The 15028-nt window shown below is 50.7% G+C and carries 16 protein-coding genes; 7 read left to right on the top strand and 9 right to left on the bottom strand.

From position 1 onward, the window contains the following. Both IQ260_RS31075 and IQ260_RS15940 read left to right on the top strand, forming a co-directional pair. The coding region (locus IQ260_RS31075) for an SRPBCC domain-containing protein (RefSeq protein ID WP_228016167.1) at positions 1-836 on the top strand (836 nt) is incomplete at its 5' end. Between the two features lie 14 nt (positions 837-850). Beyond that, positions 851-1585: a class I SAM-dependent methyltransferase gene (locus IQ260_RS15940; protein WP_193994096.1), complete on the top strand. Its 735-nt coding sequence runs from the start codon at positions 851-853 to the stop codon at positions 1583-1585. On the opposite strand, the gene IQ260_RS15935 is transcribed toward IQ260_RS15940, so the two are convergent. Then, positions 1582-2355 (bottom strand): nucleotidyltransferase family protein, encoded by a 774-nt coding sequence (locus tag IQ260_RS15935; RefSeq protein ID WP_193994095.1) that lies wholly within the window; start codon positions 2353-2355, stop codon positions 1582-1584. The two genes, IQ260_RS15940 and IQ260_RS15935, sit on opposite strands and share 4 nt — an antisense overlap. A 2-nt stretch (positions 2356-2357) precedes the next feature. Further along, positions 2358-3818: a DASH family cryptochrome gene (locus IQ260_RS15930; protein WP_193994094.1), complete on the bottom strand. Its 1461-nt coding sequence runs from the start codon at positions 3816-3818 to the stop codon at positions 2358-2360. A 109-nt stretch (positions 3819-3927) separates the two neighbouring features. On the opposite strand from IQ260_RS15930, the gene IQ260_RS15925 reads away from it, so the two are divergent. After that, on the top strand, positions 3928-4383 hold the full coding sequence (locus IQ260_RS15925) for a peroxiredoxin (RefSeq protein ID WP_193994093.1): 456 nt from the start codon (positions 3928-3930) through the stop codon (positions 4381-4383). Here IQ260_RS15925 and IQ260_RS15920 read toward each other — a convergent pair. The 3 genes from IQ260_RS15920 to IQ260_RS15910 all read right to left on the bottom strand — a co-directional run bounded on the left by IQ260_RS15920 (position 4380) and on the right by IQ260_RS15910 (position 8905). Next, positions 4380-6611 carry a CHASE2 domain-containing protein gene (locus IQ260_RS15920; protein ID WP_193994092.1) on the bottom strand — a complete coding sequence of 744 codons (2232 nt, stop codon included), beginning with the start codon at positions 6609-6611 and terminating at the stop codon, positions 4380-4382. The two genes, IQ260_RS15925 and IQ260_RS15920, sit on opposite strands and share 4 nt — an antisense overlap. 9 nt (positions 6612-6620) lie before the next feature. Next, positions 6621-7508 (bottom strand): DUF928 domain-containing protein, encoded by an 888-nt coding sequence (locus IQ260_RS15915; protein WP_193994091.1) that lies wholly within the window; start codon positions 7506-7508, stop codon positions 6621-6623. A gap of 437 nt (positions 7509-7945) precedes the next feature. Further along, a complete protein-coding gene (locus IQ260_RS15910; protein WP_193994090.1) occupies positions 7946-8905 on the bottom strand; it encodes a 2-keto-4-pentenoate hydratase in 960 nt (319 codons plus the stop codon). A gap of 262 nt (positions 8906-9167) precedes the next feature. Between IQ260_RS15910 and clpS the strand changes: the two genes are divergently transcribed. From clpS to IQ260_RS15895, 3 genes are read left to right on the top strand one after another with little or no spacing between them, the layout of a single operon-like run. Further along, positions 9168-9527: an ATP-dependent Clp protease adapter ClpS gene (gene clpS / locus IQ260_RS15905; protein WP_322744977.1), complete on the top strand. Its 360-nt coding sequence runs from the start codon at positions 9168-9170 to the stop codon at positions 9525-9527. A 3-nt stretch (positions 9528-9530) separates the two neighbouring features. After that, positions 9531-9863, top strand: a complete 333-nt coding sequence (locus IQ260_RS15900; RefSeq protein ID WP_193994088.1) for a DUF2103 domain-containing protein — start codon at positions 9531-9533, stop codon at positions 9861-9863. Between the two features lie 25 nt (positions 9864-9888). After that, positions 9889-11022, top strand: coding sequence for a tRNA (guanine-N1)-methyltransferase (locus IQ260_RS15895; RefSeq protein WP_228016166.1), 1134 nt, complete (start codon positions 9889-9891; stop codon positions 11020-11022). A gap of 112 nt (positions 11023-11134) precedes the next feature. On the opposite strand, the gene IQ260_RS15890 is transcribed toward IQ260_RS15895, so the two are convergent. The 3 genes from IQ260_RS15890 to IQ260_RS15880 form a co-directional block, all read right to left on the bottom strand. Continuing rightward, positions 11135-11299 (bottom strand): hypothetical protein, encoded by a 165-nt coding sequence (locus IQ260_RS15890; RefSeq protein WP_193994087.1) that lies wholly within the window; start codon positions 11297-11299, stop codon positions 11135-11137. A gap of 167 nt (positions 11300-11466) precedes the next feature. Beyond that, positions 11467-11802 (bottom strand): XisI protein, encoded by a 336-nt coding sequence (locus tag IQ260_RS15885; protein WP_193994086.1) that lies wholly within the window; start codon positions 11800-11802, stop codon positions 11467-11469. Between the two features lie 215 nt (positions 11803-12017). Further along, positions 12018-12302 carry a hypothetical protein gene (locus IQ260_RS15880; protein ID WP_193994085.1) on the bottom strand — a complete coding sequence of 95 codons (285 nt, stop codon included), beginning with the start codon at positions 12300-12302 and terminating at the stop codon, positions 12018-12020. A gap of 398 nt (positions 12303-12700) precedes the next feature. Here IQ260_RS15880 and IQ260_RS15875 point away from each other — a divergent pair, with 398 nt between their 5' ends. Beyond that, positions 12701-13447 carry an SIMPL domain-containing protein gene (locus tag IQ260_RS15875; RefSeq protein ID WP_193994084.1) on the top strand — a complete coding sequence of 249 codons (747 nt, stop codon included), beginning with the start codon at positions 12701-12703 and terminating at the stop codon, positions 13445-13447. A 16-nt stretch (positions 13448-13463) separates the two neighbouring features. Here the strand turns inward: IQ260_RS15875 and IQ260_RS15870 are convergent, their stop codons facing one another. Beyond that, positions 13464-14942: a response regulator gene (locus IQ260_RS15870; RefSeq protein ID WP_193994083.1), complete on the bottom strand. Its 1479-nt coding sequence runs from the start codon at positions 14940-14942 to the stop codon at positions 13464-13466. Positions 14943-15028: the final 86 nt, after the last annotated feature.

Here is a 15028-nt window from a genome sequence, read left to right as displayed (position 1 = left end):
CCCCATTCCCCTTCACCATGCCTAGCCTTTACGCCGAAATCGAAATCAACGCCGCCGCTGCTCAGGTCTGGGATGCCTTAGTGCGTAAGGAAGATTGGCGCTACTGGAATACGTTTCTCTACGATTGCGATCCGCGCTCAAACTTTATGCTGGGTCGCGAGGTTTTTCTGGCAATGCAGCGCATTGAGGGCGATGCCGATACAGAATTTCAGCCAGTGGTGACGACGCTGCGCCCGGGTAGCTGTCTGCGCTGGGTATCAAAAATTCCAGGGTTAAAAACCGAGCATTCATTTGAGATGCAGGAAATTACCCCTGGCCGCACTCGCTATCTGCATCGGGATATCTTTATGGGGCCGCTGTCAGGAGTTTTTCTACCCTTTATCCGAGAGGATGAGCGGGATGGACTGCGACGCATGGCCTATCAGCTAAAACGCTATGTGGAGAGCGGTGGCAAGCCTCAGCGGGATCCCTACGGCAGTCCCTACGATAGAAGTTACCGCGATCCCTACGGCAGTCGGGGGTATGACAACCGGGGCTATCCAGAGCGCGGTTATCAGGACCAAGGTTACGGTCGCGGTCATCAAGATCGGGGATACCAGGACCAAGGCTATCCAGAGCGGGGGTATGGCCAAGGCTATCAGGACCAGGGATATCCAGACCAGGGCTACGATGACAGACGGTATCGGGAGCAAGGTTACGACAACCAGGGCTACCGTGATCAGGGCTACGACGACCGTGGGTATGGTGAGAGGGGGCGCGATCGCAACTACCCAGAGCGTAGATATCCAGACCGAGACTACCGTGACGACCAAGACTATCGCGACGACCGCTGGTAGTTTTTGGGGTAGCTATGACAGATTACTACAAGGAAGACCTTGCCTATATCCATGATGTTGGTTACAGCGATTATGCGTGCCAGACAACTGCGGGTATTCTCTCTATTTTGCGCCAAAACAAGATTAATGATGGTCTCATTGTTGACTTAGGCTGTGGCAGCGGATTATCAGCATTAGAATTTGTTAAGGCAGGCTATCGTGTGCTAGGAATTGATATCTCCCATGCGATGATTGGCTTAGCTAGAGCCCGTGTCCCCAGTGCTAATTTTCGAGTTGCATCACTGTTCAAAACCGATATTCCCCTATGCCAGGTGGTGACTGCCATTGGCGAATGTCTCAACTATCTGTTTGACTCAGACAACAATCAAAAATTGTTATTTCAGCTGTTTAAGCGTATTCATCAAGCCCTTTCACCCGGTGGTGTATTCATCTTTGATATGGCAGAACCTGGACAGGTCAACCCCAATCAGCAGCAACACTTTAATGAAGGTCATGATTGGTTGGTGCTTGTAGAGAAAGAAGAAAACTTAAAGCAAGCAACCCTGACACGTCGTATTATCACCCTGCGCAAAGTCGGTGCATACTATCGACGTGATGAGGAAGTCCATCATGTACGGCTATATCATTCAACAGATATAGCCCATAAACTACGACAAGTCGGGTTCACAGTACAGACCATGCGCAGCTATGGCAAGTATCAGCTGCCCAAGGCCCATGTGGCCTTTATTGCTCGCAAAGCTATTCATTAGCCATTTAGGTTGTTATCTTTAGAAATATTGGCAATTAGGTCGCGAAATAGGTTTTCAATTACCTGATGATTTAGCTCGATATCACTGACAACAACATTTAGCTTTGCTTCATCGATTAGAAAACCATATATTTTAGTTGCAACATGGCGAAAAGCCATTAAATTGGCAATGGTCGCTATGGTATTTTTTGTTTCCTGTTGTCCCGTATTGGATACAAGTGAGTCAAATCGTTTTAAGGTATCTCTATGGGAAAACTGCCCACTTGGCAAATCTACATTGAGATACTTCAGAAAACGAATAATCAAGTGTTCAATAGCGTTGTAATATCCCAAACATTCATAGGTCAGTGCGGAGATCTTTACCTTTGAATCAATATCTAACTTAGAAAATGTTCTAACGTTGTCATATATTTTGCTAAGGTTCTCAAGACCGAATTCGACTTCCTGTTTCAGGATATCTAAACTCATTAAGATTCTTCCCTCGGCTAATACTCTTTCTCGGAAGTAGCCATGAAGAGTACCAAAATCAACAATACTGAGCGATCTTTGGGCTGCCATCAGGCATTCTGCCAAAGCCCGAAAAAAATTTTGAGCCGGTAACCCTTGAACACAAATATCAATATCTGAATTAGGACGATAGGTGCCCCTAGCCATGGAGCCATAAAGAATAATTTGATTGGCACCATAGCGAGATAAAACGGACCCTGCCATCCGCAAATCTAGCAGGACATCCTGTGGGAGTTGAGCATTGTCTAGGGTTAGCCGTTCCACACCTAGCGTCGTATTTCTACAGCTGCATTATAGATCGCTTCATTGGTGCGCACTGATTTTTCTAAATCTACCACTGGATTAGGGTAATCTACGCCAAGTCTGACGTTACAGCGTTTCTGTTCTTCTGCATCCAGCCGCCAAGGACTGTGGATCTTTTTGCGCGGCACCTGCTTTAACTCTGGGAGCCAGTGTTTTACATACTTGCCCTCAGGGTCGTAGTCCTTTGACTGTTTGGGAATATTGAAATACCGAAAGCCTCGGGCGTCGTTGCCCACACCAGCTGTGTAATTCCAATTGCCCCAGTTGCTGCAGACGTCGTAGTCGACCAGCAGCGACTCAAACCATTCTGCCCCCATGCGCCAGTCGATGCCAAGATTTTTGGTGAGAAAGCTGGCCACATTTTGTCGTCCCCGATTGGACATAAACCCAGTGGCGGCTAACTCTCGCATGTTGGCATCCACGAGGGGATAGCCGGTTTCCCCACGGGTCCACTGTTCAAATCGTGGCCAGTCTTGTTTCCAGTCTACTTGCAGCCCCCGTAATCCTGACGGATAAAAAACGGTGTCTCCATGCTTAGCACAGATAAACCGAAAAAAGTCTCGCCACAGCAGCTCGAATACCAGCCAGTAGGTAGAGTCATTACGCACACGCTCAGATTCATAGGCTCCCACTTCTTCATAGACACGTCGGGGAGACAGGCAGCCTAACGCTAGCCAAGGAGAGAATTTGGATGAGTAGTCTGCCCCCAGCATGCCATTGCGAGTTTGTTTATAGACTCGCAGCCGATCGGCCTGCCAAAAGTAGTGTTGCAAACGCTTCAGGGCCTCCGTCTCACCCCCTTTGAACGGTAGTACGCCCCGCGAGTCGGGTGTTTTCTGTTCTAAGCCCAGGGTTTCTAAGGTGGGTAATGTACCTAAATCTACCTCCGGCAGTGGCGACAGCTGTTTAGGTGGGGCAAAGGTGGGATAGACCGAGCTGCTTTTCTCAACCTGTTTACGAAAGGATGTGAAAACTTTGGGTAGCTGAGAGATGTTAAAAGGTAAATCGTCAAGATGATAGAGGGTGGCTCCCCAATACACTTCATAGCCAATTTTGAGCTGGGCTAATTGCTTTTCTAGCGCCGCATCAACCGCGAGTTCTTCGCTGGTGACTTCTTCGTGCCAGTAGACGGCATCTGCCTGGAGCGCTTTTGCTAGGGTAGGAATTTCCTCCTCTGGTTTACCCTGGCGCACGACTAAATCGCTGCCCTTTGCCTGGAGGGAGGCTTGTAAATCAGCGACGCTCTCTAACAAAAACTGAGCGCGGTAGGAACCCGTTTTTGGAAAGCCAAAGCTGGTTTGACCGAACTGGCGAGGGTCGAAACAGTAGACAGGAATAATCTCTGCCGTTTGCTCTAAGGCTCGATGGAGGGGTTCATGGTCGTGAAGGCGGAGGTCATTGCGAAACCAGAGCAAAATGCGCATGGGTACTGAACTCGATGGGGTGTGCCGATAGAAAACTGATTTTTCTACCGAGGCAGTATGCTAAATAAAAGTTAACAATTTATTCTCACAAAGAAAAGGAACGCAGACAATGGCGATTAAAGTGGGTGACACGGCTCCGGATTTTACACTGCAGTCCCAGGCAGGGGAATCGGTAACGCTCTCTAGTTTTAAGGGTCAAAAGGCGGTGGTGCTGTACTTTTACCCCAAGGATGATACGCCGGGCTGCACCACGGAGTCCTGTACGTTTCGGGATAGTTTCCAGGATTTTCAGGACCTGGGGGCTGAGGTGATCGGCATTAGTAGTGATTCGCCAGACTCCCATCAGGCATTTGCCAGCAAGTACAGCCTGCCGTTTACCCTGGTTAGCGATGCTGGTTCCAGTGTACGCAAAGCCTATGGCGTACCGACAACGCTTGGATTATTACCGGGTCGAGTTACCTATGTGATTGATAAAACTGGCACGGTCCGTCACATTTTTAACTCCCAGTTCAACCCGAAAAAGCATGTGGATGAAGCCCTGGTGGTTCTGAAAGGGCTGGGCTAAATTTGCTGATTGAGCCAGGTGATAATGGCAGGGGACCGGGCGGTAAAGGTGATCAGATAGTCTTGCTCAGTTGCCTGCTGTTGCACTTTGGCATAGATATCGGTCTCCCGCACCTCTTCGGGAGCCGACGTTGCTTGGATGACGAGCTTGATGTTGGTGAGCAGATTGAGACGGTCAGTTTCTTCGATGTGGAGTAGGGCTGTTTTAGCCGATAACTTTTGCAGGCTGCCAGTCCGATGTTCGGCCCCGACCTGCTTGCCTTCTAGGGCAACATATTCGACCGGGATAGTTTTAGTCAGGGGCTCTAGGGGTAAGTCTTCATGGGTTAAGGAAAGGTTGTACAGATCTCCCCCAATCCCGACCACATCGTAGATGGTAATGGGACGTTTGATGCCTTTGGGATAAACGTCAATCTTGCTTTGGATGGCGAGCCGGTGGTTATTAATGGTGCCGATTTCTTGATGGGTGTCTTCAGAAATAAAAATTTGGCCGCCTGTGGTGTAAGACTCAATGCGAAAGGCGAGATTCACGGCACCGCCGATAACGCTGTATTTGGTCCGTTTTTCAGAGCCAATGTTGCCGACGACAACGCGACCAGTGTTAATGCCAATACCCATTTCTTGTTCGGGGAAGCCATTGGCGCGCATGGCGGCATTGACTTGGCCCATGGCTTGTTGCATTGCGATCGCACAGGCCACTGCCCGAGTGGCATGGTTATCATTGTCTTTAATCTTCGGCGCACCAAAAATCACTAAAATGCCATCCCCCATAAACTCATCAATCACCCCCTGATACTCATTGATGACATCGGACATATAGCCCAGGTAGAGGTTTAGGATCTTTACCACCTGTTCTGGGGGCAGCTGCTCTGATAAAGCTGTAAACCCCCGCAGGTCAGATGTGAGAATAGTAATCTTACGGGTGGCTCCCCCCAGTCTAAGTTTGTCAGGATTTTCCAACAGATCAGCAACAATTTGGTCGCTTAGATAGCGGCTAAAGGTGCGGCGGATCTGGCTAGCACTGTGGGCCAGGTAGGTATTCACCCCAGCAGCGGCCCCCACTAAGGCCATCAGTGGCGGCATCACAGGCACCCACCAGCCTGCTAATAGCAACGCATAGGCCCCCAACACCAGGATTGAGGCAATGGCCACCAGCAACGCCATTTGTCGTATTAGGGTGCGTTTCCCCGGATTTCGCTGGAGCCAGGTGATCGTCGCCCCCAATAAGGCCCATAGGAAAATCCATAGAATTTCCACCGCTTCTGGCCAGGTGCGAATCAATGCTCGACCATCCAACGCTGCACTGATGATTTGGCTGGTTAAATTAGCGTGGATTTCCACACCAGCCATGGTCTTGGGGAGGGACAGCAGTTTGCTGCTGTGGGGCACAAAAAATCTGTCTTTGAGACTTTCAGCCACAGCGCCGATCAAAATCACCCGATCTGTCGCCCAGTTATCCGGTAGCTCATCATTAAGGACAGCTCGTAGGGGCACGGTTTCAATCACTTCGCTGCCGCCCAAATAGTTGATCAGAGTTTGGTAGCCCCTGGTATCGGCGCGGACATAGCCGCCATCATTGGTCTCCAAAGGTCGAAAAACAGTACCGTTCAGCTGCCAAAAATCCTGATCACCCACAGGTTCTGGTCCAATGCCCTCAGCATCGAGATACAGCAAAGCTAGATAGAGCGCTAAGCTAGGTGCCTGATCGCCTTCGGGGGTGGTCACCATCAGCAACCCTCGCCGAATAGTATTGTCGTTATCGACAATGCCGTCGTTAATGCCCACCTGCCCCAGGTCTGCTAGCGTTGGGGCCGCATCAATCAAGTCGCGGTCGGCACTGTCTCCTAAAACGGTGCGAATACCCACCAGATTTGGTGTATTGCGATAGACGCTTTCCAGCTGGGCATGACCGGGCTCAACGGGAATATCTCGAATAATATCTAACCCAATCGCCCTGGGTTCTTGCTGAGCCAGCTTAGAAATCACCTCTGCATAGACTGCATCAGGCAGGATCGCCTGTTCCAGCTGCCGAATATCTTCTTCGTCGATACCGACAATGGCAATCCGCGAATCCGTTTCCTCTGGTCGCCACTGGAGGTACTGATCGTAGGTACGCCATTCTAAGGGCTGTAACAGCCCTACCCCCCTCAATAGCACAACCAACAGGGTGATAGTCGGCGTGGTCATGGCAATGCCCCGCCATCGCCACCAAAGCTTTTTGGGATTCATGAGTCAGCGCTACTGGTTGATGCCCTCTAGCAGCCGCTGTAGATCATTAGAGTTATCAGAGGCGGCACCAGAGGCATCTAAAGTACCACCATTAGGGACAGCTACAGGTGCATTGGGACTACCGAGCGGCGCATCCGCTGTCGGCTCGGGCTCATTCTGCTCGATAATGGGCTGCTGCCCGACAATGGGCTGTCCGACAATGGGCTGCTCGGCCACAACAGCCAGATCCACTGATGATAGTAGCTCGGCCCAAGCCTCAGGATTTTGAGGACGCAGACCAGCGGCTAAGGTGATTGTTTCTTGCCAGGCACCCGCTGCGGCATAGAGTTCGGCCTGGGCCAGGGGATTATCAACCACGGCGTCTAGCTCGGCCAAGAAGTCCGCACTGGCATCTAGACGTTGGATGCCGCCACCGATGAGGACATCATCACCGCGATCGCTAGGGTCGCAAATCAGAGCAAAATCCCAGTAGTACAGACTTCCGGACGTAAATGTAGGGGTGGTGCCGTTGGTCTGGTATCTGGGCAAGGTGACTTGAATTGTACCGGGGGTATCGGGTAGGTCAATGCTCTGCTGGTAAATTTCGTCGCCAAACTCGTCCACTACGGTGAGTTCTGCTCCAGCAGCCCCCGTTTCAGGCACATAGAACCAGAGGGATAGGGGAATATCGGTATCAGCCCCAAAGGCCGTTGCGATCGCATTATGGGGCAATAAGGACGTCAGCGACGGACGCATCTGTGGGTCTAGGCAAATTTGTCCCCGTGTGGCTAGAGAGGGACCACGGGCAGGGGCACCGCGATCGCGAGTCTCAGGAAAATCTAGGGCATAGCTGGGACCGGCGGCGGCCACCATTACAACAGCAAGCAAGGTTTGAATACAGCGCGAACGAATAAGCATGATGACGACTTTTCTGGCAACTTTAATAACCTAGAGATTAAGCGGCGTTGCGGATTCTCGGTGTGATCTGCTCTGTAAAGAGGCTGCTCTATGGCACTTTTAATAGAGCGATTCACCCTCTAAATCAGCAACGGTAATAAATACGGCTAGCGTTTGACCTGTCTTATAAAAGAACTACACATTTTTCAGAACTCGTTTCGGCAATTTGGCAGTAGACCAATCGGAAAACTGTCTGGTCAACGTAACAACAGAGAATTTAGTACTCAACCCGCTTAAATAAACTGTTCAAAAGTCTCGTTGTTGGCGTTGAAGAGATGCCCCATCATGAGTCATCGCTAACACATCCAGACTCGCAGATACGCGCCTGGATGGGGCTGAAGTCCGTACAGTGGTGCCAGATAGTAGTACCAGTGGTCCCGTAAATACCCGGCAGTTCGCTAGCTATCCTCATCAGGCACATCAAATGAGACCTCAAGATCGGTAGAGCGCTCCGTGGACTCCAAACCAAAATACCGAGCTTCTATCCCCGTGATGTCTGTGCCAGATTCTAATGATACAAGGGACGTCATCGAACCTAGCGATAGCAAATCGCCCGGTCTGAGCGCCACCCCCTGGGTTTGCAACGTATCACGCAGCCAGCGCACCGCATTAATGGGATGCCCCAAAAGATCCGTGCTATTGCCCTCAGCCAAGAATTGCCCCCGGGCATTATTCAACACCACTCGAATATTCGCCAGCTGCTCTAGACCGCTCGTGTCAGGGTCTAGCTCCACCGGATCGCCCACAATGCCATAGCGAGCCCCCATATTGACCGCGACCAAAGCGCCAGCATTGACGAGGGCATTTTCCTCGTAGATCAAATCGGGCAGTTCTAGAAATGGCACCACCGCATCTAACCCTGCCAGTAGCTCCAAATCTGTTTCTGCTTGATTGATATCGGCACTCCCCACCCGCACCATCAAGTCCCCTTCGGCGTGAGGACGACTGCCAAACCGAAGGGGTAAGGTGGCACCGTCATCAAGCAGCATATTTTCTAGCAAAAAACCGTAGAGGGGATGGGTCACCCCCAGCTGGGCCTGGGCCTGGGGATTGGTCAACGCCACTTTGTATCCGACCACTGAGCCAGAGTCCCCAGCGTTGTTAATCAGACGCCGGACAAAGGTAACCTGTACAGAATCAATTTGCCGTGAGGATAGACCATCGGTTAAAACCGGGGCTGGATAACCCGCCGTATAGTGCTGAAATAGGGAGACAGCCACTAAGTCTGTATAGCTTTGGGCCAAGCGGAGAGGCCGCAAAGGTTTGGGCAAGGGTGCAGCAGCAGCCTGGATTGCGGTGGCCCCACCAGCCATCAGGAGTCCGAGGCCAATACCCTGTAACCAACGCCAGTGTTTCATACTCGTTCCTTTACTCGTTTGGTGATAGCAAATTACGTAGGTAGACCCAACCATGGCAAGCCCAGGGACTCACAGGTGATTATCCAGCATACAAAGTGGTATCCACAAGGGCATACATGGGGGTGACGACTTCCAGACTGGTTTATGCCTGGGTGACCCGAGTTCTTTCTGGCTTCAGAGCCCCAGCTGAATCTCTGGGGTGATTTTGTTACTGTATATAGAGACCGCTACAATCATGTCCCTAGGCGATAATTTGATCGTTATGTCCGTTGTCCTTGCTAAGACATCCCCCATGAAGGCGACAGTTTTAAATTCAGCCATTCAGGCGTCCTCTGCGGCACCGACGGTAACCAAAGAGAAGGCAAAGCAAACCACTCGGCAAGCTTACCCAGATTACAAAGTTATCGTGCTCAATGATGATTTCAACACGTTTCAGCATGTGGCTGAAACGCTGGTGAAATATATTCCCCACATGACACCGGACCAAGCGTGGAAGCTGACTAACCAGATCCATCACGAGGGTCAGGCCACCGTCTGGGTCGGACCGTTGGAGCAGGCAGAGCTATATCACAGTCAGCTGATTCGAGCTGGCTTGACTATGGCCCCTTTGGAGAAGGCTTAGTCCATGGCCTCGACGCCCAAAAAGCAGCCCAAAAAGCAGCCCAAAAAGCAAGCCAAAAAGCAAGACGGTCGAGTGGTCCTTAACCATTCCACCCATCTGCCGGGGCTGATTGCCATGCTCCATAAGCTAGCGGCTCACCCTCAAATCAAAACCTTAACTCCAGCGGTCATTAGTCGCGGTCGCTCCCATGCGCCCAAATTCCGACTGAAGATATCGGTGCCGATTTTGGGTGGGTTTAAGCTGATTGCCCGCAAAGGCAAATCCATTCAGGAGGTGTTTGTGATTACTGACCTGAGTGCTGAGCAGCTAACGGCGGCGATTGAGGCGGTTCTGTAGGGTTGGGTTGTTAAAGAGGCAAATTTTGAGGGGTGCTGAGGGTGCTGAGGGTTGGATAGAAGAGGGGAAGGCGCGGTTTGCGATCGCAAACGCCTTCTACCGTAGCTCGAGCCAAATCGGCCGCGATTTAGCGGTACTGGCTGCGGCTATCTATCGCCAGCACCACGGCCAGCTGCGGGTAATCGATGCCATGACTGGCTGTGGTGTGCGGCCTCTACGCTACCATCTCGAATCCGGTGCCGACTGGATTTGGGCCAATGAAGGGAACCCCGAGCTACGCGCATTGTTACAGGAAAACCTGCGCCAGGGCATGGCCCCTGAGTCCTATGGCATTACCCACCAGGATGCCAACCAATTATTTTTTCGCTGTGCCCAGCAGCAAGACTATTACGACCTAATTGACATTGATAATTTTGGTAGTCCGACGCCGTTTATCAATAGCGCTCTGTGGGCCATCAAGTTTGGCGGGCTGCTCTATCTCACCAGCACTGACGGACGGACCACCGGGGGGCATGCCCTAGAAAAAAGTGTGCAAATGTATGGGGCCTGTGCCCGCCGTCATCCCGCTGTGTATGAACAAGGATTGCGGCTACTGATGGGCTATGCCGCTCAGCAAGCAGCGGCTAGAGGCTGGTGTATACAGCCGGTATTCTCGATTTTTAATGGGTCCATCCATCGGGCGATGGTGCGTGTTGTGCCCCAGTCCTGGCAGGATGAGGACTATGGATTTTTGGCCTACTGCTATGGCTGCGGTCAGTTTCGGACGGCGGGGTGGCGGCAGCTAGGTCAGCTGAGCTGTGAGGTCTGTGGCACCGCTCCGGTGGTTAGCGGACCGATGTGGTTAGGCCCTCTTCACGATATGGAATATGTGGGCCAGATGGCCAAATTAGCGAACAAGTGGCAGTGGCCCCAGCGCATCCAGCAGCTACTAGCGGTCATGATGGCAGAGGCGACAATGCCTCCGTACTATTATCCCTTAGCCGAGATTGGCCGTCGTGGTCAAATGGATATACCGGCACGGGACCGATTGATTGCGGGGATTCGCGAGCGGCCAGTAGCCGATAGCCACTACCGGGCCACGCGCACCCATCTCGATGCCCAAGCTATTAAAACAGACGCCCCACTTGCTGTTTGTCTGGAGGTCGCTAAGTCTCTCTAGCACATTCGCGCAACAACGCCGTTTAAGCCTCAAATCGCGGAGGTTAAGCGAGTCATGAACAGCTAGAGAGAGACAATTATTAAACGGCGACTATTTGGAGACTCTGAACCTGTTATTCATTATTTTGACTGTGCGATCGCAACACGTGCAAAATGGCCGCTAAAACAATATCTGGTATCACCGGTTCTTGATCCACTAGCCAGGGGCCAGCTTCTATTTCTATCACTGGAGACTTTTTCAGGATCCGAGCTTCGATCGGTCCGCGACTAGCTACCAACGCCTCTACACCAAAATGTCCCTTTTAGTGGACAACCCTCAGCTAGCGCCGGAGTTTCAACCCGTCGCTAGCTTCAGCTCCACAGCCTGATTTCCCTATCCTAAATTCGTAACTCACCGAGCAGCCTTTCTGTTTCCTATTTCTGTTCTTCGCTTTCTATTTTATTTTCATGCAACAGCAAACTCCGTATCCTTTCTCCGTTCAGGTGATTTGAACCCTAAAACTATTTGGTCTTTGGGAACACCTGCCTCAACAAGCTGTGTGGCAATACCCTCTTCTGTGCCATCCCGTTGAATCCAGATTTTGCCATCGATAATATCAACATGCAACAAACAACCATGCTCATAACGTTTGTTCTCACGGCCTAAAATTATTAGCAAGTAACGATCGGACTCGCTATCAAAGACGGTCTCAAACCTAATGTCACCATGCTTATAAGGAACCTTGGTATGGTCCATGATAAGGTCGCGGACCAATTGGCGATAGTCAGTTAATCGATCCATTGGATAATTACCCCTCGGCATACAAGCACAGCAGGACTAAGATCATCCTAATTATACAAAGGCACTGGGGTGAAAAGGCGGAAGAGTAAGGGTGGAAAAGGGAAAAGGGGAAATTGGGTCGAGCTTAGAACACACGATTGCAACTTGCTTATCCATGACTCTGTCAGGAATGAAACTCAGCTGATCGAGCTATTGAGTTTCATTCCTGGGCCATTCTACAATCGCCTCACCACGATGCTCATCTGTTCTCCCTGGTCAGAGCGAATCACCAGATTGCCCTCAGGAATTTCGATCAGCGGGCTCCACTGATTTACCTCGACATAGTTCAGGTTGTGCAGCAGATGCCGGGTCTGATGAATGCCGCCGGGGCTACCCAGCAGGATGACGCGGACGATTTCGCCCGGTGGCTGGGTAAACGACAGATCGAGCGGTAAATCAGGCGGGTCACTCAGCAGACGATGAATAGGACTAGTCTGCTGAGTATAGGGTCGATCAAACATAGGGAGGCTCCTTGGGTTAGTTGTTTGACCGCCGCGCTGCTGGGAAACGTTCTCCCGGCAGCGCTTTGGCGATCTAGGACCCTCCCAAAAACGTAGCCACCCCAGAAAAGCAACCGGGGTGGCGTACCATAGGATAGCCGAACCGGGCTGCTAGGACCAGCCGGGGGACGTTAGCCGGGCAGGGGTGGTGGATCACCGCTGTCTGGCGTCAGGCCAAATTTTTGGGAGCAATAGCTATAGCAGCTATTAACAACTCACAGTATGGCGGTAGCGCAGGAATGTCAATAACACATCATGCTTCCCTAGCAAGTTACAAAAATAGTAACAGGGGTACCGCCACACTGCATCCCATGACAGATTAGAAACAGGTTTCAAACTTGCAGATAAAGGGGGAGAATATGAAACAGATCGTAGGACGGTGGATACTGCCATCGGCAGGCATCGTGCTGGGAGTGACGGCACTGGCGGTGGGAGCCATAAATATGGCCACCATTGCCCCGGTGGCCGCCCAAGAGATCCAATTGAGGGTACTGACCGTTACGGGAGCAGGCAGTGAGAGTATTCCGGCGACGCTAGCCCGAGTACAGCTGGGTGTGACGGCCCAGGGAGAGACTGCAGAAATAGTACAACAAGATATCGCTCAGCGGTCAGCGGCGGTGATTGAATTGTTAAAGTCGAAAAACGTTGACCAGCTACAAACGACGGGTATTCGTCTCAATCCGCAGTACAACTATGACGGCAGCCGACCTCGCATTACGGGCTATAGCGGCTCTAATACTGTCAGTTTTCAGATGCCAACGGAGGCCGTGGGGACGTTGCTGGATGATGCGATCGCAACCGGAGCTAATCAGATCAATAGCGTTAGCTTTGTCGCCACCGATGACGCCCTAGAGAATGCCCGCGATACGGCCCTGCAGGCAGCCACAGCCGATGCCCAGGCCCAGGCTGACGTGGTCTTACAGAGCCTCAACCTCAATGCCCAAGAGATTGTCGGCATCCAGGTGAATAATGCCACTCCTCCGACTCCGATCCCATACGCCGCCCGGTCACGGCAGCTGGAATCAGCTGTGGCCGATGTTAGTACACCCGTAGAAGGGGGAGAACAAACTGTCAATGCCAGAGTGACTTTACAAATTCGGTATTGAGACCAGGGGCATCGATCTACAAGATATGGGCACCCCAGATTAATGACTCCTCTGGCTGAATAAAAATTTCGCCACCAATTGTCCTGACGTGTAGACGGCCTTCATTAAAAGCCATTCTCTGGATGTGGTACCAGCTACCCCGTCTGAGCACGAGAATGTTTGAGCGAGGGGGCTGGGGGGAGGTGCGAACTGACTTGTTAGTGCGATCGCAACCGTCTCGATCCCCCCTACCACGCCAGGCATCCCACAGGTTCATGGCAGTTGTACAATAAACCTGACATTGTTCCGGTATAGCCCGATATTGAAAATAACAGGTGCCATTAGTTCTTTGCCCAACGGGAAAAAAGCTGAAATTTATAAATACTTGACAGATCATTTCCCAATAAGGAGAGTCTCGTTTGACCGCAGCGGTAAGTTTATTATTATCAATACTTTTTACATTGACAATAATACCTTCCGATTTTGCTGTTAATGTAGTCGATCCGGCATGGGCTTCGGCTATTAATCTGGGCGTAGACAGCAGTATAGATTCTCCTTGTATAAACGCCTGTATAAATGCTTGAATCAAAGCAATATCATCGGCTTCCTCATCGGTTGTTTGACTAGAACCTTGGGAGTTAGCTTGATGGATAACCCGTTGCTGAGCAGGAGCAGGGGGCTGGCCATGAGATCTATAGGGTAAAGACGCCTGCAGCCGTCTAAAAATAAAAATGTTGCCAAGAATATCTCCTATCGAATCTTTAATAGTGGCTGCATTACCCTCAATGGGGATTAAGGTTTCTGATGCAGGTAGTGTTCCTGTTAGAGGGATAGCTGTTCCAGGTCTGGGTAACAGCTGTATGCCTTCCGGCAGGGGGACAAAACTTTTACCGTTGAGCAAATCCATCAAAATTGGGCCAATATTTTGCTCTACATCGGACGACCGCTGATGCTTCTCTTTAAACTTGAAAATCTCTGCTATGGGTCGATTAAACGCATCCGTAAATGTCCAACCTGTGATCATTTCAGCATATGCATTCATGAAGACAACATAGCCATCTGGGTCCGTTGCAATGACCGCTGCTTGCAGAGCCTTAAATGCGAAGGTATACCATGCTTCAGTAGATCGGGTGGTCTGCTCTTTTTGATGCTGATGCAGGGCGATCTCGATCGCAATACCTAGCTCTTTTTCTTCAAATGGCTTGATTATGTAGCTATAGGGATCGGTTTGCTTAGCTTCTTGAAAGGTTAAGCTATCCGCATTAGCCGTCAAATAGATAATTGGAATCTGAAAATCAGACTTAATTTTCTCGGAGACCTCAATACCGGTCATGTCTCCTTTGAGATGAATGTCCATGAGGATCAAATCAGGACGGGAGACTTTGATCTTTCTGAGGGCAGCATCACCAGAGGCTGCGACTCCCGATACAGAATATCCTAATCTAAGCAACGTGGTTTTAAGATGTAGAGAAATAATACTTTCATCTTCGACAACCATCACTTTTGAGGCAGACATTAATTGCTTACTCCTATAGCTTTATATCAACAACTATTTTGAAATTAAAAGATTAGTAAGTCTAAAGGTTGTTCCACTGTCTGTGA

Source organism: Leptolyngbya cf. ectocarpi LEGE 11479, from assembly GCF_015207065.1.
Classification (GTDB): Bacteria; Cyanobacteriota; Cyanobacteriia; order Phormidesmidales; family Phormidesmidaceae; genus Leptothoe; species Leptothoe ectocarpi.
Note: the sequence above shows the minus strand (reverse complement) of the source record. Positions and strands in the feature narration are given on the sequence as shown.

Excerpts from the sequence above, each read along its gene's own strand:
- IQ260_RS15875 (WP_193994084.1), top strand. The coding sequence starts at position 12,701 with ATGAAACAGATCGTAGGACGGTGGATACTGCCATCGGCAGGCATCGTG.
- clpS (WP_322744977.1), top strand. The coding sequence starts at position 9,168 with ATGTCCGTTGTCCTTGCTAAGACATCCCCCATGAAGGCGACAGTTTTA.
- IQ260_RS15870 (WP_193994083.1), bottom strand. The coding sequence starts at position 14,942 with ATGTCTGCCTCAAAAGTGATGGTTGTCGAAGATGAAAGTATTATTTCT.
- IQ260_RS15885 (WP_193994086.1), bottom strand. The coding sequence starts at position 11,802 with ATGGATCGATTAACTGACTATCGCCAATTGGTCCGCGACCTTATCATG.
- IQ260_RS15900 (WP_193994088.1), top strand. The coding sequence starts at position 9,531 with ATGGCCTCGACGCCCAAAAAGCAGCCCAAAAAGCAGCCCAAAAAGCAA.
- IQ260_RS15920 (WP_193994092.1), bottom strand. The coding sequence starts at position 6,611 with ATGAATCCCAAAAAGCTTTGGTGGCGATGGCGGGGCATTGCCATGACC.
- IQ260_RS15915 (WP_193994091.1), bottom strand. The coding sequence starts at position 7,508 with ATGCTTATTCGTTCGCGCTGTATTCAAACCTTGCTTGCTGTTGTAATG.
- IQ260_RS15910 (WP_193994090.1), bottom strand. The coding sequence starts at position 8,905 with ATGAAACACTGGCGTTGGTTACAGGGTATTGGCCTCGGACTCCTGATG.
- IQ260_RS15930 (WP_193994094.1), bottom strand. The coding sequence starts at position 3,818 with ATGCGCATTTTGCTCTGGTTTCGCAATGACCTCCGCCTTCACGACCAT.
- IQ260_RS15925 (WP_193994093.1), top strand. The coding sequence starts at position 3,928 with ATGGCGATTAAAGTGGGTGACACGGCTCCGGATTTTACACTGCAGTCC.
- IQ260_RS15940 (WP_193994096.1), top strand. The coding sequence starts at position 851 with ATGACAGATTACTACAAGGAAGACCTTGCCTATATCCATGATGTTGGT.
- IQ260_RS15880 (WP_193994085.1), bottom strand. The coding sequence starts at position 12,302 with ATGTTTGATCGACCCTATACTCAGCAGACTAGTCCTATTCATCGTCTG.